The 26,823-nt window shown below is 39.7% G+C and carries 23 protein-coding genes; 12 read left to right on the top strand and 11 right to left on the bottom strand.

Translation table 11 applies throughout. The features are described from left to right. Positions 1–37 precede the first annotated feature (37 nt). From A9Y75_RS00660 to A9Y75_RS00630, 7 genes are read right to left on the bottom strand one after another with little or no spacing between them, the layout of a single operon-like run. On the bottom strand, positions 38–700 hold the full coding sequence (locus tag A9Y75_RS00660) for a Na(+)/H(+) antiporter subunit B (RefSeq protein WP_071187273.1): 663 nt from the start codon (positions 698–700) through the stop codon (positions 38–40). Further along, positions 697–1,263 (bottom strand): DUF4040 domain-containing protein, encoded by a 567-nt coding sequence (locus A9Y75_RS00655; RefSeq protein ID WP_071187271.1) that lies wholly within the window; start codon positions 1,261–1,263, stop codon positions 697–699. Before A9Y75_RS00655 ends, A9Y75_RS00660 begins: the two co-directional genes overlap by 4 nt. Continuing rightward, entirely contained in the window at positions 1,256–1,534 is a 279-nt protein-coding gene (locus A9Y75_RS00650; protein WP_071187269.1) for a monovalent cation/H(+) antiporter subunit G, read from the bottom strand. The genes A9Y75_RS00655 and A9Y75_RS00650 overlap by 8 nt, the downstream gene beginning before the upstream one ends. Then, on the bottom strand, positions 1,531–1,788 hold the full coding sequence (locus A9Y75_RS00645) for a hypothetical protein (protein ID WP_071187267.1): 258 nt from the start codon (positions 1,786–1,788) through the stop codon (positions 1,531–1,533). Before A9Y75_RS00645 ends, A9Y75_RS00650 begins: the two co-directional genes overlap by 4 nt. A 6-nt stretch (positions 1,789–1,794) precedes the next feature. Beyond that, positions 1,795–2,175 carry a Na+/H+ antiporter subunit E gene (locus A9Y75_RS00640; protein WP_071187265.1) on the bottom strand — a complete coding sequence of 127 codons (381 nt, stop codon included), beginning with the start codon at positions 2,173–2,175 and terminating at the stop codon, positions 1,795–1,797. Next, positions 2,172–3,605: a cation:proton antiporter gene (locus A9Y75_RS00635; protein WP_071187263.1), complete on the bottom strand. Its 1,434-nt coding sequence runs from the start codon at positions 3,603–3,605 to the stop codon at positions 2,172–2,174. Before A9Y75_RS00635 ends, A9Y75_RS00640 begins: the two co-directional genes overlap by 4 nt. Then, the gene (locus tag A9Y75_RS00630; RefSeq protein WP_071187261.1) at positions 3,602–3,937 is read right to left on the bottom strand and encodes a cation:proton antiporter subunit C; all 336 of its coding nucleotides are present in this window, start codon (positions 3,935–3,937) and stop codon (positions 3,602–3,604) included. The genes A9Y75_RS00635 and A9Y75_RS00630 overlap by 4 nt, the downstream gene beginning before the upstream one ends. Before the next feature lie 184 nt (positions 3,938–4,121). On the opposite strand from A9Y75_RS00630, the gene A9Y75_RS00625 reads away from it, so the two are divergent. After that, positions 4,122–5,249, top strand: a complete 1,128-nt coding sequence (locus tag A9Y75_RS00625) for an ATP-binding protein (protein WP_071187259.1) — start codon at positions 4,122–4,124, stop codon at positions 5,247–5,249. A 207-nt stretch (positions 5,250–5,456) separates the two neighbouring features. Here A9Y75_RS00625 and A9Y75_RS00620 read toward each other — a convergent pair whose 3' ends face one another. Together A9Y75_RS00620 and A9Y75_RS00615 are read right to left on the bottom strand one after the other, a co-directional pair. Then, positions 5,457–6,653: an MFS transporter gene (locus A9Y75_RS00620; protein WP_071187257.1), complete on the bottom strand. Its 1,197-nt coding sequence runs from the start codon at positions 6,651–6,653 to the stop codon at positions 5,457–5,459. A gap of 87 nt (positions 6,654–6,740) precedes the next feature. After that, complete coding sequence (locus A9Y75_RS00615; RefSeq protein ID WP_071187255.1) at positions 6,741–7,133, bottom strand: 6-carboxytetrahydropterin synthase; 393 nt, start codon at positions 7,131–7,133, stop codon at positions 6,741–6,743. A gap of 645 nt (positions 7,134–7,778) precedes the next feature. Here A9Y75_RS00615 and A9Y75_RS00610 point away from each other — a divergent pair. From A9Y75_RS00610 to A9Y75_RS00560, 11 genes are all read left to right on the top strand, one after another. Continuing rightward, on the top strand, positions 7,779–8,294 hold the full coding sequence (locus A9Y75_RS00610) for a fatty acid hydroxylase (protein WP_071187253.1): 516 nt from the start codon (positions 7,779–7,781) through the stop codon (positions 8,292–8,294). 1,265 nt (positions 8,295–9,559) lie between these two features. Beyond that, positions 9,560–12,211 carry an EAL domain-containing protein gene (locus A9Y75_RS00605; RefSeq protein WP_071187251.1) on the top strand — a complete coding sequence of 884 codons (2,652 nt, stop codon included), beginning with the start codon at positions 9,560–9,562 and terminating at the stop codon, positions 12,209–12,211. Positions 12,212–12,304: 93 nt separating this feature from the next. Beyond that, positions 12,305–12,595, top strand: a complete 291-nt coding sequence (locus tag A9Y75_RS00600) for a hypothetical protein (RefSeq protein ID WP_071187249.1) — start codon at positions 12,305–12,307, stop codon at positions 12,593–12,595. Positions 12,596–12,911: 316 nt separating this feature from the next. Next, positions 12,912–15,167, top strand: a complete 2,256-nt coding sequence (locus A9Y75_RS00595) for a CHASE2 domain-containing serine/threonine-protein kinase (protein WP_071188775.1) — start codon at positions 12,912–12,914, stop codon at positions 15,165–15,167. Positions 15,168–15,477: 310 nt separating this feature from the next. Further along, positions 15,478–16,860, top strand: coding sequence for an ammonium transporter (locus A9Y75_RS00590; RefSeq protein ID WP_071187248.1), 1,383 nt, complete (start codon positions 15,478–15,480; stop codon positions 16,858–16,860). Positions 16,861–17,327: 467 nt separating this feature from the next. Continuing rightward, the gene (locus A9Y75_RS00585; RefSeq protein WP_083389458.1) at positions 17,328–18,197 is read left to right on the top strand and encodes an SGNH/GDSL hydrolase family protein; all 870 of its coding nucleotides are present in this window, start codon (positions 17,328–17,330) and stop codon (positions 18,195–18,197) included. A 121-nt stretch (positions 18,198–18,318) separates the two neighbouring features. Further along, a complete protein-coding gene (locus tag A9Y75_RS00580) occupies positions 18,319–19,527 on the top strand; it encodes a 4-hydroxy-3-methylbut-2-enyl diphosphate reductase (protein ID WP_071187244.1) in 1,209 nt (402 codons plus the stop codon). An 875-nt stretch (positions 19,528–20,402) separates the two neighbouring features. Continuing rightward, positions 20,403–21,200 (top strand): hypothetical protein, encoded by a 798-nt coding sequence (locus A9Y75_RS00575; RefSeq protein ID WP_071187242.1) that lies wholly within the window; start codon positions 20,403–20,405, stop codon positions 21,198–21,200. Positions 21,201–21,452: 252 nt separating this feature from the next. Beyond that, the gene (gene recR, locus A9Y75_RS00570) at positions 21,453–22,010 is read left to right on the top strand and encodes a recombination mediator RecR (protein WP_236721347.1); all 558 of its coding nucleotides are present in this window, start codon (positions 21,453–21,455) and stop codon (positions 22,008–22,010) included. 105 nt (positions 22,011–22,115) lie between these two features. After that, a complete protein-coding gene (locus A9Y75_RS00565; protein WP_071187238.1) occupies positions 22,116–22,595 on the top strand; it encodes a YbjN domain-containing protein in 480 nt (159 codons plus the stop codon). Positions 22,596–22,642: 47 nt separating this feature from the next. Next, positions 22,643–23,380 (top strand): biotin/lipoate A/B protein ligase family protein, encoded by a 738-nt coding sequence (locus A9Y75_RS00560; protein WP_071188774.1) that lies wholly within the window; start codon positions 22,643–22,645, stop codon positions 23,378–23,380. A gap of 715 nt (positions 23,381–24,095) precedes the next feature. Here the strand turns inward: A9Y75_RS00560 and purH are convergent. Next, on the bottom strand, positions 24,096–25,619 hold the full coding sequence (gene purH / locus A9Y75_RS00555) for a bifunctional phosphoribosylaminoimidazolecarboxamide formyltransferase/IMP cyclohydrolase (RefSeq protein ID WP_071187236.1): 1,524 nt from the start codon (positions 25,617–25,619) through the stop codon (positions 24,096–24,098). An 820-nt stretch (positions 25,620–26,439) separates the two neighbouring features. Next, on the bottom strand, positions 26,440–26,820 hold the full coding sequence (locus tag A9Y75_RS00550; RefSeq protein WP_071187234.1) for a hypothetical protein: 381 nt from the start codon (positions 26,818–26,820) through the stop codon (positions 26,440–26,442). Between the last annotated feature and the right edge of the window lie 3 nt (positions 26,821–26,823).

The following is a 26,823-nucleotide window of genomic DNA, read 5'->3' as shown; positions in this document are numbered from 1 at the left end:
CTATCGACGATGACCTTACCTGAAAAATCACTCAAAACTACAACAAACCTCGATAACGAATAAAAATCAAAACCACCGCCCAAGAACCCAACGCCACCTTAACAGCAACTAAGATATTTAATATCGGCAAAATTCCCCCACTAAACAGCGTTCCTAACTCCCCATGAGGTAACTCGATTCCCGACAAAGTTATCACCGCTAAAATAATAAAAACCAATACTGACACCTTCTCCCACATAGCTGCATGATTACGTTGGTAAATATCCTGCATCCATTGATATGATGAAGTAATTGCTATTAAACCTATTGCTGTTCCACCAGCTACACCCGCAGCAAAACCACCCCCAGGACTTAAATGTCCTCTAATTGCTAATTCAATCCCTACTAAAGCCGCAATTGTCGCCCCCAAACGAGCTAAAATGATAGATGGTTGATCTTTGAATTGATAAATTGTACAAGATGGACTTTCATTAGCGAGTAAATAATTAGAACCGAGAATAGCAATTGTAAATACAATTACTTCAAAGATAGTATCATATAGACGATTTCTGAAAATAATCCCTGATACCGCATTGATAACACCACTTTCCTTAACCACTGTTTCCGCAATAGAAATATCTGCTAAGTTAGGTGCTGAATCAGGCATAACCAGCATTTTCACAAACAAAGCTATGCCTGCTAAAATGTAAACCCATTTCATGAATGCTTATCTCCTGAATCTAAAACATTGATATAAGTTAAAGTTGTGTTTGGTGATGAAAGTTCACTTTCAATGATGTTATAGATGCGTTGTACTCGAATCGCAGTTTTGTAGGTCTCTTGTGCTTGTTCAGTCTCTAATAGTGGCGCACAAGTAGCATGAACTTCTTTTTCAATTAACGCCTTTTGCAAAGATTGATTACTGTTGTAAGGGACGAGTTCTAAACGCATATAATGTTTACTAAAAACACTGCGAAAGTCATTGATAAGTTCTTGAAAATTGCTATCTTGATTTTTTTCTATTAATTGATCATCAATCACACCAAGACGCAAAACTAAAGATGAACGTACCGCTACCGCATAAAGAACTATAGATAAAACTGTCCCCATTAATGCTTCTGTTAAAGCCACATCTGCTGCACCCAAAACAGCATCTACCATTGCTGCTATTGCACCCAAAACCCCACGCAGAATTAACGCATGATAGGGGTTAACTTGAGTTACTAATAAACCCGCAGTTAAGGGTAACAAAGCAATAATTATATAGAGATAAGAATCATTCATTTTTCGCCTCTTGAGTTGAACAATATGCAATTACATAACCCAGCATAGTATTCCAAATAGCTAAGGAAATAATGCCTAAAATTAGTAATGGCCATTTGCTGGGTATTTTCATTAAAATTCCTAAAATAATAATCATTGAACCCAGAGTATCAGCAACAGAAAGACCGTGTAATTTGAATAATACTGATTTGTTGCTAACTAAATGAGAAGTACCCCAAAACCAGAAAAATATCCCTATACCTATACAGGTATAACTAATAATATTAATCATGCTTCATTTAACCTTCTCAAAATATGAGCTAATAACATAAATCCCGCATTTCCCACACTCAACATAATCGCTCCTACTACACCAATCATCCAATCCTCTCGCACTACAGAAATGACTAAAATTATGATAGATACTTTGCTGGCAATACTCCCTAATGCTAACATTAACTGCCAAGTATTATCCGTTTTCCAGGCTTCATAAATGGGAATTAACAAAGCCGCAATCATAGCTAGTAAAACAATTTCTAAATTCATAATTAATTATTTACCTTCTGGACTAATTTTATGAACTTCATAAAATCCTTCTTCATTGTGATTGACAACTATGGTTTTCGGTGTAAATGTAATCAGAAATATATCCATGAAAACCAACAGCGAAGAATGTTTGTGTTTAACTTCTTCTCTGATTATTTCTTCCCGATGATGGGGATATAAAATAATTTCAAATGCTTCCTTAAAAGCTACAACAATGGCAACCAATACTTGACCTAAAACCTTTACCCATTCTGTAAATTTTGCCCGTGATGTGTAACCTCGTGGTAAAACAAAAGCAATTATTAACCCAATAATAATATTGGTTGTACTAAAATCAGCGGTCAATAAAAACCAAAGTGTTAATCTTAATATCAGATGTCCAATCATGATAATGCCATCCAAAAAATCAGTATTAAAGTTAGACTCATGACACCAACCAAATGCTCAAATTCTTCAAATACGCGGGGTAGATATATTGCTAACCGTTTGAAAATGAAATGATATGCTAACCAACCAACGCCGATAATTGCGATCGCTTTGATAATATCAGCAACGTTATAAGCCTGTAAATAGACAACATTTGCCAAAACTAAACCAGTAATCAAAAATATTACTACTGGCCAAAAACCTGGTTTTATTTCCTGTTCCGCTGTTTTTTTATGAGGAATAAAGATGAATTTAGAAAAGGCTATTGCTGTTCCAACTGCTGCCACATTCATGGCTATAAACTGCCAAGATGCTAAATTTTTCATGGTTAACGCCTTAGCTTCAAAACCTGACAATAAAGGAAAACCAGAAATTGATAAACTAGCGATAACTAAGACAATCCAAATGTTAGTATTAATAGGTTTATTTTCCAGTTCTTTAAAATTGCGACTGGGTAAAGAACCAGCAGTCAAAAATAAAGATGATTTTGCCAGTCCATGAGTTAGGGCATAAAAACCACCTACCGCTGGCGCAGCAAGTATCCAACCTAACTGGGAAATAGTGCTAAATGCTAACAGACGCTTGGTATCTTTTTCAAAAATGGCGTAGGATACACCCATGAAAACTGTTCCTAACCCAAAAATTCTAACTATAGTGTCAATTTCCTCAGAAATGGCAGCACAACGTAACAAAGGTAAAACACTGGCTTTGACAACAATACCTGAAAGCAAGGCAGAAACCGGAGTTTCTGACTCTGAATGAGTTAAAGGTAGCCATAAACCAGATACAAAAATTCCCGCTTTAATTAATAGTCCGAGAAAAATTAATGCTAATGCTTCTGGTGGTGAACCCTTTAACGCTGCAAAACTAAAAGAATGATGTGTTTGATAAACTAACACTGCACCAACCAGGTAAAACAACATGGCAGTGTTGCTAATAAATAGATAGCGTAAACCTACCCAAATCGAGCGATCGCTACGAGGATAAGCAATCAACAAAAAAGCTGCAATACCGCTGACTTCTAAAGCTACGTATAAACTAATGAAATCTGCACAGATAAAAGCAGCATTTAAACTACCATGCACAATAATAGTTTGGGCATAGAAAAACGCTGTTTTATCACTATTCCAACAATAGATAATTACCGCAGCCGTAACTAAGGCATTAGTTAAAATAAAGTAGGCGCTTAATTGATCAGCTACTAAAGTCACCCCAAAACTATCAAGTAAATTCAGGTTTAGAGGTGATGGTTCTAGAAATAGTTGCACTGCATAAGCAGCAGAAGCAACAGCCCCCCAAAGTGTCAAATGTCGGTTCAGTTTGGGAACTAAAAAAATGACGAACCCTAGAAAAAATGGGATAGCAACCCAAGCGATGGTAATAGTATTCATGGTGTATTATTTTTCTCAATTTCGTTGCTTTCTAATGTGGGATTATCCTTTGCCAATTTCATGACACCAACAAGCATCAAAGCCTGAATTGAAAAACCGATGACTATCGCTGTTAAAATCACCGCTTGGGGAACGGGATCGGCATAAGCAATATTTTTTACCTTGGATATAATGGGAGTAAATAAGCCTTCTCGTGATGCAATTAGTACATAAAAGGCAATTACTCCCGTACTCATCACATCCATTGAGACGATCTTCATTACCAGGTTTTTTTTCAGAATGATGCCGAAAAATCCGCACAATATAGTTGCCAGTACGCAAGCTTCTAACACGGGAATTGCCTATTAAATAAGGGATATAGGATATATACCGGACTTGTTTAAGCAGCCGGGGGCTGGGGATTAATTTTTTGTACTTATTTAAAGTGTTAAATTATTATTAGCACGAATCTTTAGTGCTAATATCAAACAAGCACTAAATTTATCTAATCATAATCATAAGTAAAGTTAATGATTTATGTTGTCCCTAACAGTGCCAACTACAACCAAAGACGAGACACCCGTGAATTTCGATTTATCTACTTCTTTACAATTAATTGGACGCTCCTTAGAATTTCAGCGCATTGTAGATATACTTGCCCAGGATGGTGATTTGCTGATTACTGGAGTACCGGGAAGTGGAAGACGGACTTTAGTCAGGGTTGCAGCGCAGGAAGTTGGTGCTGTTGTCTTGGAAATAGACTGCATTCGTGCTACAGATGGGGAGAGGTTTTTGCAATTACTAGCAGAAGCAATTAGCCAAAACTGGGAAGCCAAAAAAATCGAAAAGTGGGTTAATCAAACTGCAAGTGAGTTTTTTATTTTTAATACAGAAAGCAGACTCAAATTATTGCGTTCTTTGAATCAAAAACAGCTATGGCAAGCATTTACAATCTTGCTAGACTTGTTACAAATTATGGCTGCTGATATAGATCAGCGAGTAGTTTTCATTTTACAGAGTTTCCCCCATATTCGCTCTTGGGATCGTCATAGTTTATGGGAATCAACATTTAGGCAAGAAGTTAAAGCCCATCCTCATGTTAGTTACGTTTTGCTGGCTACTATTGCCGAGACAAGTCACCATCCAGATGATAAAAATTATATTTTAGAAACAATCCAGTTAACTCCTTTAGCTAAAGATGTTTTAGCATTGTGGGCAAGAGAGATTTTACATAAAGAAAATCTTAAATTTGATTCTCGTTCTAGAGCCTTACAAATATTCTTAGATGCGGTTCAAGGAAACATTGGGGATGCGATGGCATTAATTTCCCGTTTGTTAACTTTGCAGCATTTTCAAGGATTAATTACTGAACAAGAAGTAGAACAAGTAATTGAAGGAATGCTTAAAGATTTATCGATGACTTATGAATCTTTATTGATGTTACTTCCACCTAATCAAGTTCATCTTTTAGAATCTTTAGCAGTTGATCCAACAGATAAACCGCAGAGTAAAGAATATATCCAAAAACATGGACTTTCAAGAGGTGGAAGTCTGCAAGGTGCGTTAACAGGTTTACAAAATAAAGGTTTAATTTATAGTGCTGAACAAGGTTATCGGTTAGCTTTGCCTTTATTGGCTTTGTGGTTAAGGCAACGATTGAGTTAATATCTGAATCAGGATTATGAGGATTTTAGGATTTTTAGGATGTTTGTTTAATTTGTGATTTTTAGGATTTGAGAATTTTCAGGATGTGAAGGTGAATATAAAAATAAATCCTGATTCAGATGATGAAAGATGTCTAAATCAGGATACAAACGTACCGATGTTTTTACTTTAGATGATTGACGTTGGTAAAAGCTTAAAAATTAAAATTTATTCACTTACTTGAATATCTGGTGAGGAGATGATAGATTTATCAGCCTGGAATTTCACCCAAACAAAGAAAGGAATTGCCAACAGTTGAGTTAGTGAAGAAAAAGCAACTAAAAAAGTAATAGAGTGATCATATAAAATCCCCATTAAAGCACTACCCAAAAACCAAGATAAGCCATAGCCTGTGCTGAAAATACCGTAAGCTGTAGCCCGTTTGTTTTTAGGAACCATTCCAGCTATTGCCGCTTTGAGAATTGATTCTTGCGCCCCCATACCAATGCCCCAAAATGCCATTCCTAAAAGAGCAAAACGAGCATCTCCAAAAAATACCAATGGCGCAAACAACGATGAAATAAAAGCCGCAATTATCAGAATATAAATACCAATTTTATCAAAGAAATATCCAAATATTAGTGCTGCTACAGCATCTACTCCCATTGCCCAAGCATAAAATAAAGGAATTGTTTGTCCAGAAGCAATATGTCCTTTTTGAAAATGAAAAGCAATTAGTGGAAAGTCCGCATATCCAGCCGCAATAATGGCCACAGCACCTAAATAAATCCAAAAAATACGCGGTAATTTTTCTCCTTCATTTACCACAGTTTCTACTTCAAAATCACTAGGATTTGGATACAGAAATTGTAAAACTAACAATACAATTAATCCCAATACCGCAGGCACAATTAAAACTGTAAATGCATTACGATATTCTCCCTGGAAATAAACCATTGCCGCTACAGCCAAAGGCCCCATAACTGCACCTGTTTGATCCATTGCTTCATGTAAACCAAAGCCAAAACCGCTGCCAATTTGACTCACACCATGAGAAAGTAGGGCATCTCGTGGGGGAGTACGCACCGCTTTCCCCGTGCGTTCAGCCATCATCAAACCTGCGGCTACTTCCCATCTCCCTGCTAAAGCTAAAAATGGCACAACTGCGGTATTCAAAATGTAACCTAAAGTTGTGATTCTCCAGTATTTACCTGTTTTGTCACTAAGATAACCAATAACTAAGCGGAAGCCATGACCAATTAGTTCTCCAAAGCCAGCTACTAAACCTACTACAGTGCCGTTAGCGCCCAAAACCTCTAAATAAGCCCCTGTAATACTACGCGCCCCTTCATAAGTGGCATCGGCACAAAGGCTAACAAAGCCAAGCAAAATCACAAACTTTAAAGCAGCAGCTTTTTGTGACATAACCCCTATCTTTTAATTACTACCTCAGCAATTAAAACACGGGATACCACCAGCAAATGGTTAGCTTTGAGCTTTCTCAGGTACGAATTATTCATCATCCTCATACTCTACCCAAGAATTAGCCGTTTCTGATACTGCAACCTTGAGTTTTACATCTGCTGGTAATCGCTTTTTGGTTTCATCATAAATATATTTAGCAATCATTTCAGCAGTTGTTTCATATTCAGGGGGTAAAACTTCATTTAGAATACAATGATCTAATCCTCCCTGAGTCACATCTTTTTTAGCCCAACGTAAGCTTCGGAAATCAGCAACCATAACTGGGTGCGGACAGTATTCTGAAGAATGCAACTGTGATGATTTTGCTTCTATTTTTACTTTATAAGTATGTCCGTGCATTCTCCCACAAGGACCTTTATAGTCTTTTATGTAGTGGGCGCTATCAAACGTGAATTCTGTTAATAGTTTCCATTGGGGCATCTTGATATCACCTCATAGCAAATCAAATTTTTTAACCAAAAGTTATTAATCATAAAAGAGCAGCTAAAGTAGGTTAACAGAAAAATTTAAAGGTATGTGAAGAAAAGTAAAATCGCCCAAAGCTCTCTTCCTGTTCCCTGTTAATAGTTCCCTGTTCCCTTGCCCCAACGACAATTTTTAACGCCCACCTACTTACCTAACATAAGATTTAACTTTGAGAAACTCTTTTATCAGAAAAGCCATAGTTTTGGCAACCTAAGAGTAGGAAAAGCTTAACCTAAATTTGTACCAATGTTAACTCAATCTTTGCTCATGCTGTATGTCTTAGTAAGAAGATTGTGACCGGAGAAGAATCAAAGACAATAGATATATAGGGTTGTAGATGTATAATTTCCTTCCCATCATTATTATCCAAGACAACATGGTAGTCCATCAACAGTTGGTTTTCAGTGTAATGAAAAAATATAAATTCACCAAACTGCAACTTCTCTACCGAAATAGATTTTGAACAGAAACAATTAAAGCCACTTGGGTGTAGTAATTCAGAAATTCTTAACTACACCATTACCTTGTTGAGCATGAATTTTGAATTTTTTTCTCTGTGAAATTTTTGTGAAATTTTTCCATCAAACTTAAGGAGTACAAATGCTAAAGGCTATCGCTGTTACTTGGTTATTACTGTTTTTTGGCGATTTCCTTTCGACTTTTTTTTACCATGTCCCTGAACACGTTTTTGGTAGCCTCCACCTGACAACACACCACTCCTGGAAAAAGGACTTCCGCCACTACGCTATTCTAACATTTAATCCCCAAGTGCTTTTAGATGGAATCTTAGGCGCTCTACCGTACCTGCTTGTAGCTGTCTTTCTGTGGTCTTTTTCTCCCATTGGCGTTATCTGTGGTTTGCTGTTTGGTCAGTTTCATGTATGGTGGAGACATATCACATCTTTGGGATGGAAAACTTCAAAACCTGTAACTTTTGTATGTCAGTTGCTATTTATCACCACTCCTGAACAACACTGGCTACATCATCAAAAAACTAACTTAGGTTTCGGCGATATTTTCACATTCTTTGAGCAACCAGCTAAAATTTGGATGCGTTGGTTACGTTTACTCAGACTTCATGTGCGTGAATCTTCGGTGACTCGCGTTTCTGGCTAGTACCGCTTTCTCGGAATTAAAAATTAATAATTAAAAATTAAAAAAGCAGACGACACAAGCTTTTTGAGAATTTTTAATGGTTGGTTAATTTACGCCGTTATGTACTAGTAAATTGAGACTGTAAAAGAAAAGTATTCAATCGGACAGACATAATCAGGTGTCTGCTTAAACTCTTATCATCAAGACAGCAGGGGTAAGGTTTTAAACTTTTGGCACAGATTCAGAAATAACTGAGGATTCGACGCATTTTTGTGATTTTGCCAAAAGATGCGTCGAAACTTTCCGTATAATTAATACTTATTGTAGAAGTCGGGAAAAAGGGCAGGGCGAAAAGTTGAGAATTTCCCTTCATATCATGTTCGCTTAATTACTTATCAAAAAAATATCCGCGTAAAAGCGTATTCTTTATCCGTATCAGCCCTAATTATAAGTTTTGAAGCGGAGAGGATCTAGCTGACTGCTGCTGTATCTTGACTCATATAAAAGAATATAACAATAAAATAGATTATATTTTTATTTACAATACAGTTGTTTCTGAAGTAGATAATTTCCGAGCAAATGAGTGGTGAGGAATAAATATCAAAAAATACATATAGAGGTTTAACTTGTATACAATCAGGTTGGGACTAGGAATAGGCTATTAATTCTGTTCCATAAAACCGTAAATCAATACCTTGTCCATTTTCTGTAGATTGGGTTAAGCGACAGCGCAACCCAACGGATTTGTTGGGTTTCATGCTGATTGCTCCGCAACCCTAACGCGAACAACCCAACCTACAAATCAAGGCTTTTTCCAATTTGGACAAGGTATTGCGTAAATACATCATAATTTTTTCTTAGGTGTTTAATTTTATTCTCAGTGTTTAGTCCGGGAAAACTAGGTTAAAGTTACTAAATAAATACATTTTGTTAATTTTGTTAAAACTGCTCCTGAATTAAAACAATTTAGAAATTTCCACCGCAACCCAGACTCAAGCTAAGGGCGACTCATTCCAGAATGTCAATTTCTGGAAACATATAGCAATCCTAAACCATTTATGGAAAACCTGTTAAGAGCTTCCACGAGTGAGTATAACTACGTCACGCCAGCTATCACTACTAAAATAGGATTGCGATATATCTAGGTTCAAATCTTATACATACACATAGCGAAAAAGTTCATGAATCAGCTTTTCGAGATAACATCCTCTAAAAATCAGGACTTATAAGTAAGATCCGTATTTTAGCAGGACAGATCAACAGACATGAGAATTTAAGGAAGAGGTATGCCAGGAAATGACAGGGAAAAAATACGCCACTTATTGGTCGTCCAAGACATGGAAGGACAGCGAACAATCCCCCTGCTCGAGACTACCTACTCTTTGGGACGGGATTCCAGAAACGCTATTGTTCTCCGTTCTCAGTCTGTATCAAGGCAGCACGCAATTTTATTACGGGTCATTATTCCTGACACTGAACAATATGGTTTTCGGATAGTTGATGGTAACTTTAAAGGCAAAAGAAGTACTAACGGTTTATTTATTAATGGCACTAAATGTTTTTCTCATAACCTCCAAAATGGAGACTTGATTGCTTTTGGTAATCCGCAAGCTCAAGCACAATACTATGCTATTTCCAATCTATCAGAAGCAGCATTTATAGAATCTTATACAGCATCAGACCTGTCTATTTTTCTGTCTGGTCAGGGAAATCCCGTTAATCCTTTTGAAACAATTGTCTCTGATCCTAGCGTTGAAGGAGCTAGTGACGCTGCCTTAACTCGTCTTGCCTCTTTTCCAGAACTGATTCCTAATCCTATTATCGAAATGGATTTTACGGGAAAGGTGACATATTTCAATCCAGCTGCGGCTAATAAATTTCCTAGAATCAGGGAAATTGGCCAGAACCACCCGATTTTGGCAAACTTGCTCAGTGCAGTTCAAAATCAAACCGGAAATTCTTTTGTGCGAGAGGTAGAAGTGAGCGGAGAGATTTTTGAACAATCCGTTCATTATTTACCAGAAAGTGATTTAATTAGAACTTTTATTATTAGAGAAATTACTGAACAAAAGCAAGCCGAAGCAGAACTAAGGCAACGCGATCGCTTGCTTCAAGCCGTGGCTGAAGCCGCCAATTACTTATTGGCAGAAATGAACTATGAAATAGCTATAGAAAAAGCACTCGCTACTTTTGGGGAAGCCGTCAATGGCGATCGCGTTTACCTCTTCCAGAACCATTCCCATCCAGTTACTGAAGAAATAGCCGTAAGTCTGCAATTTGAATGGATACGATCTGGTGTGGAAGCATCTCACCATCATTGGCAAAATCAGTCTTATCAAACTTCTGGGTTGGAACGCTGGTACAATACTCTCTCCAGGGGACAGCCCATTAATGGACTCACCCAAGAATTTCCCACCACAGAAAAAGAACTCCTGAGTCGAGACAACATTAAGTCTCTCCTACTTGTACCCTTGCGATTAGAGGAAGATTTTTGGGGCTACCTTGGGTTAGTAGACTGTAGCTCCGCACGGCATTGGTCAAGACATGAAGAATCTAGCCTTTTGACTATGGCCGCTATTATTAGTGGCGCTCGTCAGCGTCAGCAAGTGGAAAATAAGATTCGCTATCAAGCCCTTCATGATCTGCTCACTGGCTTGCCCAATCGTTTACAGTTTAACGATCTACTGACCAGAGCTATACAAACAGCAGTTCAGACCCCAGACAGTTTAGCTGTCATGTTCTTGGATTTAGATCGCTTCAAGATGATCAATGATACTTTGGGACACACACTCGGAGACGAATTATTACAAAGCGTAGCTCAAAGATTAAAAGATTCCCTCAGCCCAGGAGACACCATTGCCCGTTGGGGAGGTGATGAATTTACTATCCTGCTGCCCCAAATCAGCGATGTAGAGGAAGTTACTCAGATAGCATTAAGAATTTTACAAGCCTTAGAAAATGCTTTTTATCTGCAAGAACATGAACTTTATATCAGTTCCAGCATCGGCATTGCATTGCTAAATGAACACAGTCCAGATCCTGAAACTTTGATCCAGCACGCAGATACTGCTTTATATTACGCCAAAGACAAAGGCCGGAATAATTACCAATTTTACCAAGTATCTTTGAATACGAAAGCTCCTGAACTTCTGAATTTAGAAAAGAGTCTGCGTCATGCTTTAGAACGAGAAGAATTTCTCTTGTACTACCAGCCGCGAGTTAACATCATTTCCGGAGAAATTACTGGCATGGAGGCTCTGTTGCGCTGGGATCATCCTGACATGGGAATCGTCGCCCCTAGCGTCTTTATTCCCCTAGCTGAAGCCAGTGGATTAATTATCCCTTTAGGCGAATGGGTACTCCGGAAAGCTTGTAGTCAAAATAAAGTTTGGCAAGAAGCGGGCTTCTCACCCGTAACTATTGCAGTTAATCTTTCTCCCAAGCAATTCCGCCAACCTAAGCTAGTAGAAACAGTAGCCGGGATTTTAGAAGCCACGGGACTGGAAGCGCGATTTTTAGAATTAGAGATTACAGAAACAACTGCTATTGAGGATCTCAACTTTGCCAAAACTGTACTGAGAGATTTGGAGCAAATGGGCTTACTCTTGTCTATTGATGATTTTGGTACAGGTCATTCTGCCCTTTCTCGCTTACAGGCGCTACCACTTCACAATCTGAAAATTGATAGATCATTCATCAAAGAATTAACCACAGATAACACAAATAACAAAGTAGCCCATATCATCACAGCGATAGTTGCCTTGGGACGCAGTTTGGGTTTAAGACTAATTGCTGAGGGAGTAGAAAAATCAGAGGAACTGGAATTTTTAAAGTCAATTAACTGCGATGATGTGCAAGGATATTTTTTCTATCGACCGCTCTCTGTTCAACAAGCTACAGAACTGATGACAGTAAATGGAACATCTCACAAGGCTTGAGCTAAAAATTTGTGATTGTGGCGTACATCCACTATCATGCCAGCTGTTTAACCTATAAATAAATATAGTTATTTCCATACAGGGGATGAAAAGATGAGGGTTTGGCTTGCTTGTTTTTTTGTGTTATTCGCTTTGGCGGAATTCTTGGACTGGGTGACAGCATTGTCTTTGCCCTTACCTATCTACATTTTAGGAGGAGCATTTTTAGCTGTTGCTTCCAATTACGATAAAATTGTTGGTTCTCAGCTAGGAAGTGTCAAGGGCGAAATATCACCCGAACTACCCCCTGAACTACTTAAGTTAGAGGCATCCACCCAATTAACTCCAATAGACTTGTCCATGCTCACTCCTGTTGTAGAGGTTCAAAAATCTCAACCAGAATAAATTGCCACATATAACTTACGCAAAACTACAAGGCTGTGGGGGTAATTCATGAATTGCCCCTACGTGAATAAAGTAAGAATTCAGGAGTAGGGGCGTATTGCAATACGCCCCTACAGGAGTCAGAATGCTTAAAATTTTATGGCTACGCCACGCAAGCTATCAAATATCATTTATGATTCCTATAGACTGCAAAAACGAAACCTCATCTCCTTCTCTAATAAGGAGAAAGTCAGTAGGATAAAAGTCTATTTATTTGCAAATCGCTGTAGATTTCAGTTCTGCCACATCTACCACATCAGGCTACCGCAGCATTACCGTGATTAATGGACTTTTAGCAAAATTCCGTGCAGTTATCATCAAAGATCAAGGTTCTCGTCTAACTTTTACCATCCATAATTGGTTGTCAATCATTCTACTCAGTAGTGTGGGAGTGACTGCTTTAGTCTGGGGAGTGCGTGAACTGAAATGGTTACAAGCTGGAGAGTTAAGCATTTATGACCAAATGTTGCGATCGCGTACTGTCTCCCAGAAATCCCGTCCTGAAGAACAATCTGATCGACGAATTTTATTAGTTACGATTACTCAGGATGATCTGATACACGAGAAATGGCCATTGTCAGATCAAACTATCAACAAATTATTAGAAAAACTAGAATCTTATCAACCCAGTGTTATTGGTTTAAATATTTACCTACCAAATCAAAACAACTTAGCAACTAATCGACAACATCGAGATAACATCATTCTTACTTGCTTGTTAAGCAATACTGGTAGATTAGAAGTTACACCACCCAGCAATTTCCCTATGGATAATATCGGGTTTGATGATGTGGTTACTGACAATTTCACTGATCAAATTCTGCGCCGGAGTTTATTATTTACTGATGTTACAAATACAGATAATAAATGTCAAACGCGATTTTCTTTTGCCGCTTTATTAGCTCTTACTTATTTGCACAAACAAGGTATCGAATATGATTTTACTGAAGATGGAGAATTGAAAATAGGTCAAACTTTATTTCCCCGTCTAGACCCGAATGCGGGCAGTTATCAGCATACAGATGCCTATGGTTATCAAATTCTATTAAATTACCGTCACCCACATCACCTCGCCCAACAAGTCACCTTGACGCAGGTTCTCAGAGGTCAAGTAAACCCTAATTGGATTAAGGATCGTCTGGTCATAATTGGTACTACAGCCAGTTCTGTACATTCTGGTTTCTATACACCCTATAGTGCTTTATCTGACCAGTCTGCAAGAATGCCTCGTGTTTTTATTCATGCACAAATAGCGAGTCAAATTCTGAGTACAGTTTTAGATGGAAGACCTCTAATTTCCTATTGGCCTGACTGGGCTGAATTTTTGTGGATTTGGGGTTGTTCGTTGGTAGGTGGTGCTTTAGCATGGCAATGGCGACATCCTTTGCTGTTACTATTAGTGGCAGGTTTTGTCTTATTGGGTTTGGTGGGAATCGCTGCTGGTTTTTATCTGCAAGCGATATGGATACCACTGTTTTCACCTTCCTTGGCTTTAGTAATAAATGTTTTTGCTGTCATGGGTTACATTACTTACAAAACTCAGCAAGACAATCAAGCGATTATTCTGCAAGTTGAAAAACAACAAGAAGCGATCGCACAATTAAGCTTACTATTTGATCAAACAACGTTTGTTCCATCCCTAGGCTCTCAACTAAATTGGTTATCTGAAATCTCCACAGTTAATACTGGTGGGTTTCTTTTAGGTGGACGGTACAAAATTTCTAAAACTCTTGGTGCTGGTGGATTTGGTCGCACTTATTTAGCAGAAGATACTCAACGACCTGGTAATCCTATCTGTGTAGTTAAACAGTTAATGCCAGCCCGTAATGATACAAAATTTTTGCAAGTTGCTCGGAGATTATTTAATACTGAAGCAGAAATTTTAGAAGTTTTGGGCAAACATCGTCAAATTCCTGAACTATTTGCTTACTTTGAAGATAATCAAGAATTTTACTTGGTGCAAGAATATATTCCTGGTCATACTTTAAATGCAGAATTACCACCAGAACAAGGGGCAAAGAGTGAAGCATTTGTGATTGCGATGCTCAAAGAAATTTTAGAAATTTTAGTATTTATACATCAACGCCGTGTAATTCATCGAGATATTAAACCAACTAATATTATTAGATGTACTGAAGATAATCGACTGGTATTAATAGACTTTGGTGCAGTCAAATTGATTCAACCACGTCAAGCCGAGGAAACAGAATTAGCCACGGTAGCGATTGGGACGCGGGGTTATTCTCCCCCAGAACAGTTTGCAGGACATCCTCGTTTATGTAGTGATATTTATGCTTTAGGAATGATTGGAATTCAAGCTCTGACTGGGATACCACCGCAGCAACTTCAGCCAAATCCAGACACTGGTAATATTATGTGGCAGTCAACAGTGACAGTCAGTACTGAACTAGCGACAATTTTAGATCAGATGGTTTGTTATCATTTTAGCGATCGCTATCAATCTGCTACTGCTGTTCTTCAAGATTTGAAATCATTGATAATTCGTAAACAGGGAACAGGGAACAGGGAATAGGGAACAGGTGACAGGTGACAGGTGACAGGTGATAGAAGGCAGGGAGCAGGAGGTAATTATTTCTCCCCATCACCCCATCACCCCATCACCGCGTCCCCAGTCTCCTGCGATGTAATTTACGTGATTAAGATATGTAACTAATACATAACTCAATAATTAGTTGTTCCATTAACACCTATGATCAGGATTATTTTTTTGTTAAGGTTTACCGAAAATTGAACTTGAGTAACTTTTAAGACAAAAGTTGTAAACAAGATTACGGAAGCTATTGAAGTGATGTCAAGTAATTGGTGCATAGGAACAAAAACAAGTGCTGAAGAAATTTTTCATGGTTGGGGTTTTGACCCTAGTTCTCATGTTCGGGGTGCTAACTGGCAATGCTTTTGCTCAAGAATCTGCCCCCGCTCCTGATGGTGGAGATACAGCATTTATGCTGATTTCGTCTGCACTAGTATTGCTGATGACACCGGGATTGGCTTTCTTTTATGGTGGGTTTGTGCGATCGCGCAATATCCTCAACACATTAATGATGAGTTTTGTGTTGATGGCGATTGTGGGAGTAACCTGGATTCTCTGGGGTTATAGTCTGTCCTTTGCTCCTGGGTTACCGTTCATTGGTGGATTAGAGTGGTTAGGGTTAAACGGTGTCGGTTTAGAAACCAGCGGTTATCTGGAAGGTTCAACTCCTGAGGAAGTTGTTTCCTATGCGGGGACAATACCTCATCAAGCCTTCATGATCTATCAAGCCATGTTTGCAATTATCACCCCAGCTTTAATTTCTGGAGCGATCGCAGAACGGATGAGTTTCCGCGCCTATTGCCTATTTGTGCTGTTATGGTCAACCTTCATTTACACACCTCTAGCGCACATGGTTTGGGCAAAAGGTGGATTTTTAGGTTTATACGGTGGTATAGGCGCTCTTGACTTTGCTGGGGGTACAGTCGTGCATATTAGTTCCGGGGTTTCTGCACTGGTAGCAGCGTTTGTCCTCGGACCCAGGAAAAACCACCCAGATCGTTTGAGTCCCCCCCACAACGTCCCCTTTATTTTGCTGGGTGCTGGCTTACTTTGGTTTGGCTGGTTCGGCTTTAATGCTGGTAGCGCCTTATCTGCTGGTGAAGTGGCCACAGTAGCCTTTGTTGCTACCAATACTTCAGCCGCTGCTGGTGCTTTAATGTGGCTGATTTTAGAAGCCAGTTTACGCGGCAAACCAACCGCTGTAGGAGCGGCTACAGGTGCGGTAGCAGGTTTAGTGGGTATCACCCCAGCCGCCGGATTTGTCACACCCGTGGCAGCAATTTTAATAGGTTTCATCACCTCCGTCGTTTGCTTCTATGCTGTGAGTTTCAAACACAAATTACAAGTTGACGATGCCTTAGATACCTATCCTGTACATGGTGTAGGTGGAACAATAGGGGCAATTTTAACCGCCTTTTTTGCCACTACCGAAGTCAACTCCGGCGGTAAAGATGGAGTATTGCGCGGTAATTTTGGAGAATTATTCGTAGAACTAGGAGCGATCGCTATAGCTTATATAATTGCTGCGGTTGGTACTTGGGTAATTCTGAAAGTTATTGATGCTACCATCGGTTTGCGTGTCAAAGGGGAAGTTGAAAATCAAGGACTAGATATCAACGAACATGGAGAAGAAGGTTACAACTCCGAGTTTGGCGATCGCATTAATGTTTCTTAGTCATTAGACCTTTTGCCAGAGTTAGGTAAAGGATAAGAAAGAGACGCTCAAGACGGGGCGATAACTCCAGCAGCAGTGGGACAGCTTTCACTCCCGCTGCTTTTTTATATAAATCTTGAGATTTTTGAGGTCTAGGGATCTAAAATCTATAGCAGGGAACTCTTATAGCGGTATGCACTTGAATGAGATACATCATAGTCCCCTCATCGCTTGCGGTGAACCAGCGCTGTAGGCGGGTTTCCCACCGTAGGCGACTGGTGTTCACCGAAGGTGTGCCGGAGGCATCACCCGAAGGGGGAGGGGGTTGGGGGTGGGGTGTTTGTATCTCACTCAACCAAGAACCGCTATATTGCATCTGCCATAAATCAAAATTGCTAAAGTTTGTAAGCCTGATGTACATTTAACTTACTCGCCATCAGACTGACCACAGAAATTACTTTGAATTTCTAATTTTTAATTTTTTAGTCGTGTCCACTCCTGTAAAAACATTTCCTGTCTGGGGATTTTTCTTACTGATAACCAATGGCATCCTGATGTTGTCCGTCATCCTGCTGATTTGGCGACAGCAGAAATTGACCACTGCTTTTGCAACCACAACTTCCGCAGCACCAATCAACCTCAACAGTACAACTCCATCGGTAGCACCAGAGTTAGGCCCCCGCCATAAACTCAGTTATCGGCAATGGTTAGATATCCTCAAACAAGAAGCAAAGGTAGCTGCATCCAAACCTCCTCAGCATTTAACCATACTAGCTGGGGATTCTCTGAGTTTGTGGTTTCCACCTGAGTTATTACCTGAAGACAGAACTTGGCTAAATCAGGGCATATCCGGTGAAACTAGCGATGGACTATTGAAAAGATTAGATTTATTTGACCGCACTCAGCCAGAAACAATTTTAGTCATGATTGGTATTAATGACCTGATTCGAGGAGTAGGCGATGAAGAAATTTTAGCCAATCAGCGGCAAATTATCCGTTATCTGCGAAACACACATCCCCAAGCACAAATCTTTGTGCAGTCGATTTTACCTCATGGGGGAGAAGAAGCAACTTGGGAAAGAAAGGAGAAATTGCTGGCTATTCCCAATAGTCGCATCCGCCAGTTGAATGAAGAACTACAAAAAATAGCAACTAGACAAGATATCAAATATCTGGATTTACATCCCTTATTCACCAATAAGCAAGGTAATCTCAATCCGCAATTGACTACCGATGGCTTACATCTCAATCCTCAAGGCTATCTAGTCTGGCGGACTGCATTGCAGATTTATAACAACAAGCCATTAGCACCCCAGCCCCAAGAAAGTCAGTCAGGAAATGCTCGAGAGAGGATTTAATGGGGAAGACGCGGAGACACGGGGAGATGGGGAGTTTTTTGTAATAGATTAGAACTTACCCATCTAAATCGCCCCTTCGCGCGAGAAAATAAGAAAAAGTGATTTTAGTGGCAAAACCTAAATGGATACCAAAGCTTTTAAACGTAGCCTCCAACATTCAGAAAATTACAATCGCAAAGGGTTTGGTCATCAAGCAGAAGTCGCCACCCAGTTGCAGTCTGAGTTTCAAAGCAACTTGATTCAGCAAATACGCGATCGCAACTACACTCTCCAAAGAGGTGATGTCACTATCCGACTAGCACAAGCTTTTGGCTTTTGCTGGGGTGTAGAACGTGCTGTTGCTATGGCCTATGAAACTCGTCAGCACTTCCCCACAGAACGCATTTGGATTACCAATGAAATTATTCATAATCCTTCTGTGAATCAGCGAATGCAGGAAATGGAAGTACAATTTATCCCTGTAGAAGCCAATATAAAGGATTTTTCTGTTGTTGATATAGGTGATGTGGTCATTTTACCCGCCTTTGGTGCCAGCGTTCAAGAAATGCAGATTTTGCATGAGAAAGGCTGCAAAATTGTTGATACTACTTGTCCTTGGGTTTCCAAAGTTTGGAATACAGTTGAAAAGCACAAAAAAGGCGAATACACTTCCATTATTCACGGTAAATATAAGCATGAGGAAACCGTCGCCACGAGTTCCTTTGCAGGAAAATATCTGATTGTGCTGAATTTGCAAGAAGCAGAATATGTGACTAACTATATTCTTAATGGTGGCAACCGTGAGGAATTTTTAGCGAAATTTGCTAAAGCTTGTTCCGCTGGATTTGATCCTGATCAAGATTTAGAACGAGTGGGTATTGCTAACCAAACTACCATGCTCAAAGGTGACACCGAAAAAATTGGTAAACTGTTTGAGCGGACTATGATGCAGAAATATAGTCCCACCGAATTAAATCAGCATTTTCAAAGTTTCAATACTATCTGTGACGCAACGCAAGAACGTCAAGATGCCATGTTGGAATTAGTAGAACAAAATCTCGATTTAATGGTAGTAATTGGTGGGTTTAATTCATCCAATACTACTCAATTGCAACAAATTGCTTTTGACTGGAATATTCCTTCCTATCACATTGATAGTGTTGAGCGAATTAAATCAATTGATTCCATCGAACATCGTCAATTAACCGGAGAGTTGGTGATCACAGAAAACTGGTTACCAAAAGGAGAAATAGTTGTGGGAATAACTTCTGGTGCTTCTACACCCGATAAAGTCGTAGAAGATATCATTGAGAAAATTTTTGCCCTGAAAGGTACAGTCAGTTTAGTTTAACTTTAGTTTCTTAATTCGCTCTGTTCTAAACTAAAGTTAGTTCAATAATAGCGAAGTCAATTTGTTTATTCCCTACATTTGTCAAAAATAAAGGACGGGTATTTATCCCGTCCACACTAATAGCTTGAAAGTGGTAATACACCTTGTAAATACGGAACAAAAATAACACACATAAAATTTAATAGGTTGTCAGGATCACAAATGAAATCAACAACAAGAACGTCAATTTAGATCGTACTAATTGTTTATTTCCATTATTAATCCTTACTCTTTTTATGAAGGTAACACAGATATTTTACCATTTTCTGCCAAAGTGCCAAATTCCAAAAAACCAAACAAAAAAGACGGAATAAGGTCCGTCTGTGGTATAAAACTTAAAAACATCTTGGTAATTTCTGGAATATATCAACCTACAGTCATAGATAACTGCCAAAATGCCAAATAGCCACCAATAAAAGTGTCAAATGATTTTAGATTTTAGATTCACCGCAGGTATATTTTTAACTATCAAAGCATAGTACCATATCAGTTTTGAGGATATTTGTACACATCCTATAGGAAGATGCTTCAGCAAAACAAGACAGGTTACATTAGTTTGGGATGTTGTTATGCACTGGATTTAGTATGAAGGTTTGGTGGCTAACCAAACCTTTTTTATATTTATTCTGACCTGGCATAAAGTTTTGGATATCATTTGATTAAAAAAAATTCATACAATCTATCTTTGTGGGTGTAAGTAGTCCGACGTAAATATTTGTCTTTGGGATAAATGAGGATGCCTACCCCTTTCCGACAGCTTATGACATCTAGAGGACAGTAAAAATGTAGACTTTCATGAAATACTAGTCCTGCTGATGTCTTATTGCTAACGACAGATGAAACAGCTAAAGTCTCGTTCTCAAGATTTACGAAGCTTATTTGAGAACAGTATCACCATAGAATATGTAGCCGAACCATTAAAAGCTGTAACGGCTGACGCAGATGTAACAGAAGTACTAGATTGGATGCAGTTACAGGATTTTGATGTGGTGGGGGTAAAAACAGGAAATACTATCAGCGGTTATGTAGAAATTACTACATTACTACAAAGCAAATCTGGAAAATGCCGCGACTATCAACGGGTGTTTCATCCTCAAGAACTAGTCGCCATTTCCACTCCACTGATGAAGTTGTTTCCTATTCTGCAACAAACGCCAAGATTATTTGTATTAGACTGTAATAAAGTAACTGGTATTATTACTTGTGGTGACTTGCAAAAAGCACCAGTGAGAATGTTACTATTTGGCTTGGTGACGCTGCTAGAAATGAATTTATTACGACTGGTAAGGCTTTATTATCCCCAAGATTCTTGGCAAAAAGTCCTCAAACCTGACCGTTTAGAAGCCGCTCAAAAATTATGGCGTGAAAGTCAGGAAAGAAATGAAGCTACAGATTTATTAGATTATTTGCAATTTTGCGATAAACGAGAATTGGTATTGAATCAACCAGAACTTTTTCAGCAACTAGAACTGAAATCAAAGCGGTTTGGGGAAAGGTTCCTCAAATCATCTGAACACTTGCGAAACCGTTTAGCGCACGCTCAAAGTTTAGTTAGTGGTTCCTCTTGGAAAGATTTGATTTCCTTAGCTGAGGATATGGAACGGTTGTTAGTTAGATGTGAAGAAATTGAATAATCATCAATGTATTAGATATTTCCGAAAAAGGATGTAGAGACGTTGCATGCAACGTCTCTACAAGGGTTCTGGAAAACGCATATTTAACTTCGGTCGATGTCTACTGTCATTGCGAACTGACAAGTCAGCGCTTGCGCTATCGCACCACAAATACTCCAAACCCTCCCAAAAATGTCATCATAGTAAAGGTGAAAACATCTAGGAGACAAAACTACGGTTTACGCACGCCCTTTAGCCCGGTTAATTGAACAACTGCAACGCCTACCAGGAGTCGGTCCCAAATCCGCCCAGCGTCTAGCTTTGCATATTTTGAAGCGCCCAGAAGCAGAAGTAGAAGCCTTAGCACAAGCCCTGATTGATGCAAAAAAACAAATCGGCTTGTGTCAAGTTTGCTATCACCTCTCGGCTGAACCTGTATGTGAAATCTGCCGCAACCCCAACCGAGATCAGACAACTATCTGTGTAGTTGCAGATTCCCGTGATGTCATTGCGCTGGAAAAAACCCGCGAGTATAAAGGTAAATATCATGTTTTAGGTGGGGTAATTTCCCCAATGGACGGTATTGGCCCAGAACAATTGACAGTCCAATCTTTAGTACGGCGCGTCAGTCAGCAACAGCCCAAAGAAGTGATTATGGCCATTAGTCCCAGTATAGAAGGGGAAACAACCACATTATATATAGGACAACTACTAAAACCATTTACTAAAGTCACACGTATTGCTTTTGGTTTACCTGTGGGTGGTGATTTAGAATATGCTGATGAGGTGACTCTGGCTAGAGCAATGGAAGGACGACGAGAATTAGATTAGATATAGAGAATAGGGAATAGGGAATAGTGACTCAAACTAACCTTGCCTACAAAAGATAAAGTAGATGTAGATTAAAGCAGTAACTATATTGAGGAATAAGTCTGTATGGCAACTTACCAAGAAACCTTAACTTCTGATGAATCAATTGATGAACTCATTGCTGAAACTACTAATATCACCCATGTCGAAGTAATTGAAAGCGTCATTAGCACTCTCGAACAAGATAACAGTGCAATGGTTAGCCACAGCGAAAACGGTGCTTATCTGTGGAAATTTAAATATGGCAGCGTCGAAGTATTCGTACAACTCACAGGTTCAACCGATGAAGATACTATCACAGTGTGGTCTGCGGTGCTGAAGTTACCCGCCAAAGATGAACCCAAATTAATGCGCCATCTATTAGAGTTGAATTGCACAAGTACCTTTGAAGCTCGTTTTGGCATTATTGAAAATCAGATAGTTGTCATCTCAACACGCACTTTAGCAGAGTTGTCACCTACTGAAGTTTCCCGCATAATTACCATTGTTGCCACCATAGCTGATGATAATGATGAAGCTTTGGTTGCTGAGTTTGGTGCAGCCTAGGCAAATTTAGATTTTGGATTTTGGATTTTAGATTGAAATCTACAGCATTGCAAAATAAGCAGGTTTGGCGACTAATTCCGTTACTAGAAACTGCTGGTAATGTGCAAATGGCAATTGATTACTGGTTACTAGAACAGCACCAGTCAGGAAAGCATCCTCCAACGCTGCGGTTTTATACTTGGTCGCCACCTGCAATTTCCCTGGGCTATCATCAAAAAAAATATCCTGAATCTTGGCAAAATTTAATCTGGCAAGGTGAAAAACTTGATTTGGTACGCCGTCCTAGTGGTGGAAGGGCAGTGCTGCACCAAGGCGATTTAACCTATGCTGTGGTGACATCTGGAATTATGGGCAGTCGTCTTCAAGCTTATACAAAAATTTGTGAGTTTTTGATTCAAGGATGGCTATCGCTCGGTGTAGAGTTAAACTATGGTCAAGCTGGGCGCGGTTATATCCACAATCCTAACTGTTTTGGCACTGCAACTGGTGCAGATTTAGTTTTAGCCGATGGTTCTAAACTCATTGGTAGCGCCCAACTCCGACGAGGTGAAGCAATTTTACAACATGGTTCAATTTGCTTAAATCCAGATTTAGATTTATTTGGTCAAGTATTTTCTCAAGAGTTTTTTACCCCTAGTCAACTTCCCCAAAATCTCAATAGAAAAGCAATTATAGAAGCTTTAATTATCGCCGCCTGTGATTGTTTTAATATGCAAATAGAAATACAACCACTTTCTGAAACTGAGTGGGAAGCAATTTCTGCACAATCTAATTTGATGAATTGAATTTATTAGCCAAAATAAAAATTAGCCAAAATAAAAAGCGCCTGGGAGTGTTACCGTGTTTCCACCCCAAGCGCTTTTTATATTCAACATTGCTCCTCACACAAATAGACTATATCACTAGTTAAATAAAACCGCAAGTATTTTAATCAACATTTTTATATTAGTAATTTTAATATGTCGTTTATGGGGAAAATAAAAAACGCCTGGGAGTGTTGCCGTGTTTCCACCCCAAGCGTTTTTCGTTTCAACTTACTCCTCACACAAGGGTCAAATTATCACTTTTCAATTAAAGAATAAGTATCTTAAGTGCCACTTTCACAACTGCACTAGTCTGTCATACAATACAAAAAGCAGACGCGGGGAGATTGGGACGCGGGGACGCGGTGAGGAGGAGACGCGGTGAAGAGAGGAAGAAGAGACACGGGGACACGGTGAGGGGGAGACGCGGTGAAGAGAGGAAGAAGAGACACGGGGACGCGGTGAGGGGGAGACGCGGTGAAGTGGAGAGGTGGAGATTCATTTGTGGATTTAATTAAGTGACTTGATATAAGACCTCGACTCATATCTCTTCTTCCCGGTGTCACCGCGTCTCTTTCTCCCCTCACCCCGTCTTTTCGATCAAATTAGTAGACATCTCCAGAAAAGATTGTAGAGACGTTCCATGGAACGTCTCTACAAGGGTTACAGGAAATGCATATTTAATTTCCGGAGATGTCTAGTGTAAAAAGTGACGAACACCCGTTAAAACCATTAATAAACCTAGTTCATTAGCAGCTTTGATGGAATCTTTATCACGTAAACTTCCACCTGGTTGGACAATCGCAGTAATACCCGCAGCGGCTGCGGCTTTGACGGTATCATCAAAAGGGAAGAATCCATCACTAGCGAGAAATGCACCTTGGGCTTTTTCTCCTGCTTGTTCTAAAGCAATTTTTGTGGAACCGACACGGTTCATTTGTCCAGCGCCTACTCCCAAGGTAGTGCGATCGCTACTGATGACGATAGCATTTGATTTGACGTGTTTACAAACTTTCCAGGCAAATAGTAATTCGGCCAATTCACTAGATGTGGGTTGACGTTCGGTGACAACTTGCCATTTACTGGGGTCAGCAATGATGTCATCAACTGTTTGAACTAGGAAACCACCTGCGATCGCTTTCACACTTTCTTTTAGTCCACTCTGCAAATCTGGTAAAATCAAAACTCTGACGTTACCTTTTTTAGTGAGAATTTCCTGCGCTTCTTCGTCACACTCAGGCGCAACCACGCATTCTAAAAATGTCTTCGTTAATTCTGTCGCTGTCGCCGCATCAATAGGACGGTTTAAAGCCACAATCCCACCAAAAGCCGAAGTAGAATCAGCATTAAAAGCTTTTTGATAAGCTGCAAAAATCGTATCTGCCTCAGCAGTACCACAGGGATTAGTATGTTTGATAATTGTCGCTGCGGGACTTTCCGTAAATTCAGTAATTATTCGGCGTGCAGCTTCCAAATCTACCAAATTATTGTAGCTGAGTTCCTTACCTTGGAGTTTAGTAGCCGCCGTCCAACCTGTGGGAGTAGTTCCCGTTTGATACCAAGCTGCGGGTTGGTGTGGGTTTTCACCGTAGCGTAAAGCTTGGATTTGTTTTCCCGAAAGAGTATATTCCTCTGTTTGCTTGCCAGCGAGATAGGCAGCAATGGCATTATCATAACTAGAAGTATGCAAAAATCCCTTTAACGCACATTTTTGGCGAAACTCTAAAGAAGCTTCCCCATTTTGGCGTAATTCTTGCAAATACTCATCATATTGAGCAGGATCACATAATACCGTCAAGTGAGCAAAGTTTTTCGATGAAGCCCTTAACATAGCTGGACCACCGATATCAATTTGCTCAACCGCCTCAGCTAATGTTACACCCGGTTTAGCGATCGTTTGTTCAAAAGGATAAAGATTGACGACAACTAAATCAATGGGACGAATTTGATTATTTTCCAAATCAGTCACATCTTCCGCCACATCTCGTCTTGCTAAAATACCCCCATGAATGCGGGGATGTAGAGTTTTGACACGGCCACCTAAAATTTCCGGTGAACCTGTATAGTCAGAAACCTTTGTTACTGGAATTCCGGCATCTTTCAGCGTTTTGGCTGTTCCGCCACTGCTGATGATATCAAAGCCAAATTCTTCAACCAAGCTACGGGCTAAGTCAATTATACCAGTTTTGTTAGATACACTCAGCAGGGCTAGACGCGCCATAATTCCCCAGTTTCCTTTAGACTACAAAATTCCCAGCAGAAAACCATTTTACCCAAAGGAGACAAGAGATATAGTGTCCAGTTGAATACTTATCATTAGGACTGACGCGGGGACGCGGGGAGGTGGAGAGGGGGAGAGAGGGAGAAGAGACACGGGGAAGAAGATATGAGGGGAAGAAGAGACGTGGTGACGGGGGGGAACCTTTCAACTGGAGTTAAACCTCACCTGAAAGATCAGCGACTGAATTACTGAATTAGAGATATGAGTCGAGGTCTTATATCAACTCACTTAAATTTAACCCACAAATGAATCTTCTCCACCTCACCGCGTCTCCCACTCACCGCGTCACCGCGTCCTCCCCGTCTATCTCTTCTTAAACAAAAATTGGGGCGCTCCTTAGCACCCCACCTATGCAATCATATCAACGGTAAACTAATACTCCGAAGTTTTGGCAATTTGGCAGACAAAATTTTTCTGTTGCCGTTTTAATGGAAATATCAAGAAAGAGAAAGAGGCCTTTAAGATTGTTCCCAGGGACGGATTGGCGCCAACCCTTAGAACTCTTAGCCACTCGCCAGTTGTTGATGGAGTACTGTACAACAGCCCTAAATGTTGCAGCAGTCCAATAAAGAGCGCTTTCTCGCCGCTTCACTACAACTGGCTAAAAATCTCATCATCAAAATACAACTGTTCAAGCAGTTCATCCAATGGACACCTCCAAGGATTGAGAAAAAAGCTGAATTATGTCCATGATCATTGATCTTGGCCTTTTTTGGTTTTGCTGAAAAATTCCTGAATTAGAGTGGTTAGTCATGAATGATTAATCGCGCAACATTTGTGAGATGATTTTATCGGCTTGCAATCTCTGATAAGTCAAGCGAATAATGCTGGCAGAATCGAACAAACCACGAACATAGCAAGCAAAACCCAAGGCATCCAACAACATTAAGGTACTAACGCCTTCTGCTGCTAGGGATGTGATATATTCTGTCACCCCCATAGCACTGTTATCTACTGGCATGGTGGCCAGCAAGAATTGCAGACAATCAACTGATACAATTGTTCCTTCTAGCTCTCTGGTATCCGACGCAAAACGAACAATACCGGCCATTATCTGATTTGGGGTCATGCCTTCTTCCATGAGAAGGACAAATAAAGATGCCAGATTGTCTGGAGTGTGCTTATCGAGTTTAATATTCATAGT

The organism is Trichormus sp. NMC-1, assembly GCF_001858025.1.
Lineage (GTDB): Bacteria > Cyanobacteriota > Cyanobacteriia > Cyanobacteriales > Nostocaceae > Anabaena.
This window is presented reverse-complemented; position numbering and strand designations above follow the sequence as displayed.

Coding starts and splice junctions, on each gene's coding strand:
- A9Y75_RS00660 (WP_071187273.1), bottom strand. CDS start 700: ATGAAATGGGTTTACATTTTAGCAGGCATAGCTTTGTTTGTGAAAATG.
- A9Y75_RS00655 (WP_071187271.1), bottom strand. CDS start 1,263: ATGAATGATTCTTATCTCTATATAATTATTGCTTTGTTACCCTTAACT.
- A9Y75_RS00650 (WP_071187269.1), bottom strand. CDS start 1,534: ATGATTAATATTATTAGTTATACCTGTATAGGTATAGGGATATTTTTC.
- A9Y75_RS00645 (WP_071187267.1), bottom strand. CDS start 1,788: ATGAATTTAGAAATTGTTTTACTAGCTATGATTGCGGCTTTGTTAATT.
- A9Y75_RS00640 (WP_071187265.1), bottom strand. CDS start 2,175: ATGATTGGACATCTGATATTAAGATTAACACTTTGGTTTTTATTGACC.
- A9Y75_RS00635 (WP_071187263.1), bottom strand. CDS start 3,605: ATGAATACTATTACCATCGCTTGGGTTGCTATCCCATTTTTTCTAGGG.
- A9Y75_RS00625 (WP_071187259.1), top strand. CDS start 4,122: ATGTTGTCCCTAACAGTGCCAACTACAACCAAAGACGAGACACCCGTG.
- A9Y75_RS00620 (WP_071187257.1), bottom strand. CDS start 6,653: ATGTCACAAAAAGCTGCTGCTTTAAAGTTTGTGATTTTGCTTGGCTTT.
- A9Y75_RS00615 (WP_071187255.1), bottom strand. CDS start 7,133: ATGCCCCAATGGAAACTATTAACAGAATTCACGTTTGATAGCGCCCAC.
- A9Y75_RS00610 (WP_071187253.1), top strand. CDS start 7,779: ATGCTAAAGGCTATCGCTGTTACTTGGTTATTACTGTTTTTTGGCGAT.
- A9Y75_RS00605 (WP_071187251.1), top strand. CDS start 9,560: ATGCCAGGAAATGACAGGGAAAAAATACGCCACTTATTGGTCGTCCAA.
- A9Y75_RS00600 (WP_071187249.1), top strand. CDS start 12,305: ATGAGGGTTTGGCTTGCTTGTTTTTTTGTGTTATTCGCTTTGGCGGAA.
- A9Y75_RS00580 (WP_071187244.1), top strand. CDS start 18,319: ATGGATACCAAAGCTTTTAAACGTAGCCTCCAACATTCAGAAAATTAC.
- A9Y75_RS00575 (WP_071187242.1), top strand. CDS start 20,403: ATGAAACAGCTAAAGTCTCGTTCTCAAGATTTACGAAGCTTATTTGAG.
- A9Y75_RS00565 (WP_071187238.1), top strand. CDS start 22,116: ATGGCAACTTACCAAGAAACCTTAACTTCTGATGAATCAATTGATGAA.
- purH (WP_071187236.1), bottom strand. CDS start 25,619: ATGGCGCGTCTAGCCCTGCTGAGTGTATCTAACAAAACTGGTATAATT.
- A9Y75_RS00550 (WP_071187234.1), bottom strand. CDS start 26,820: ATGAATATTAAACTCGATAAGCACACTCCAGACAATCTGGCATCTTTA.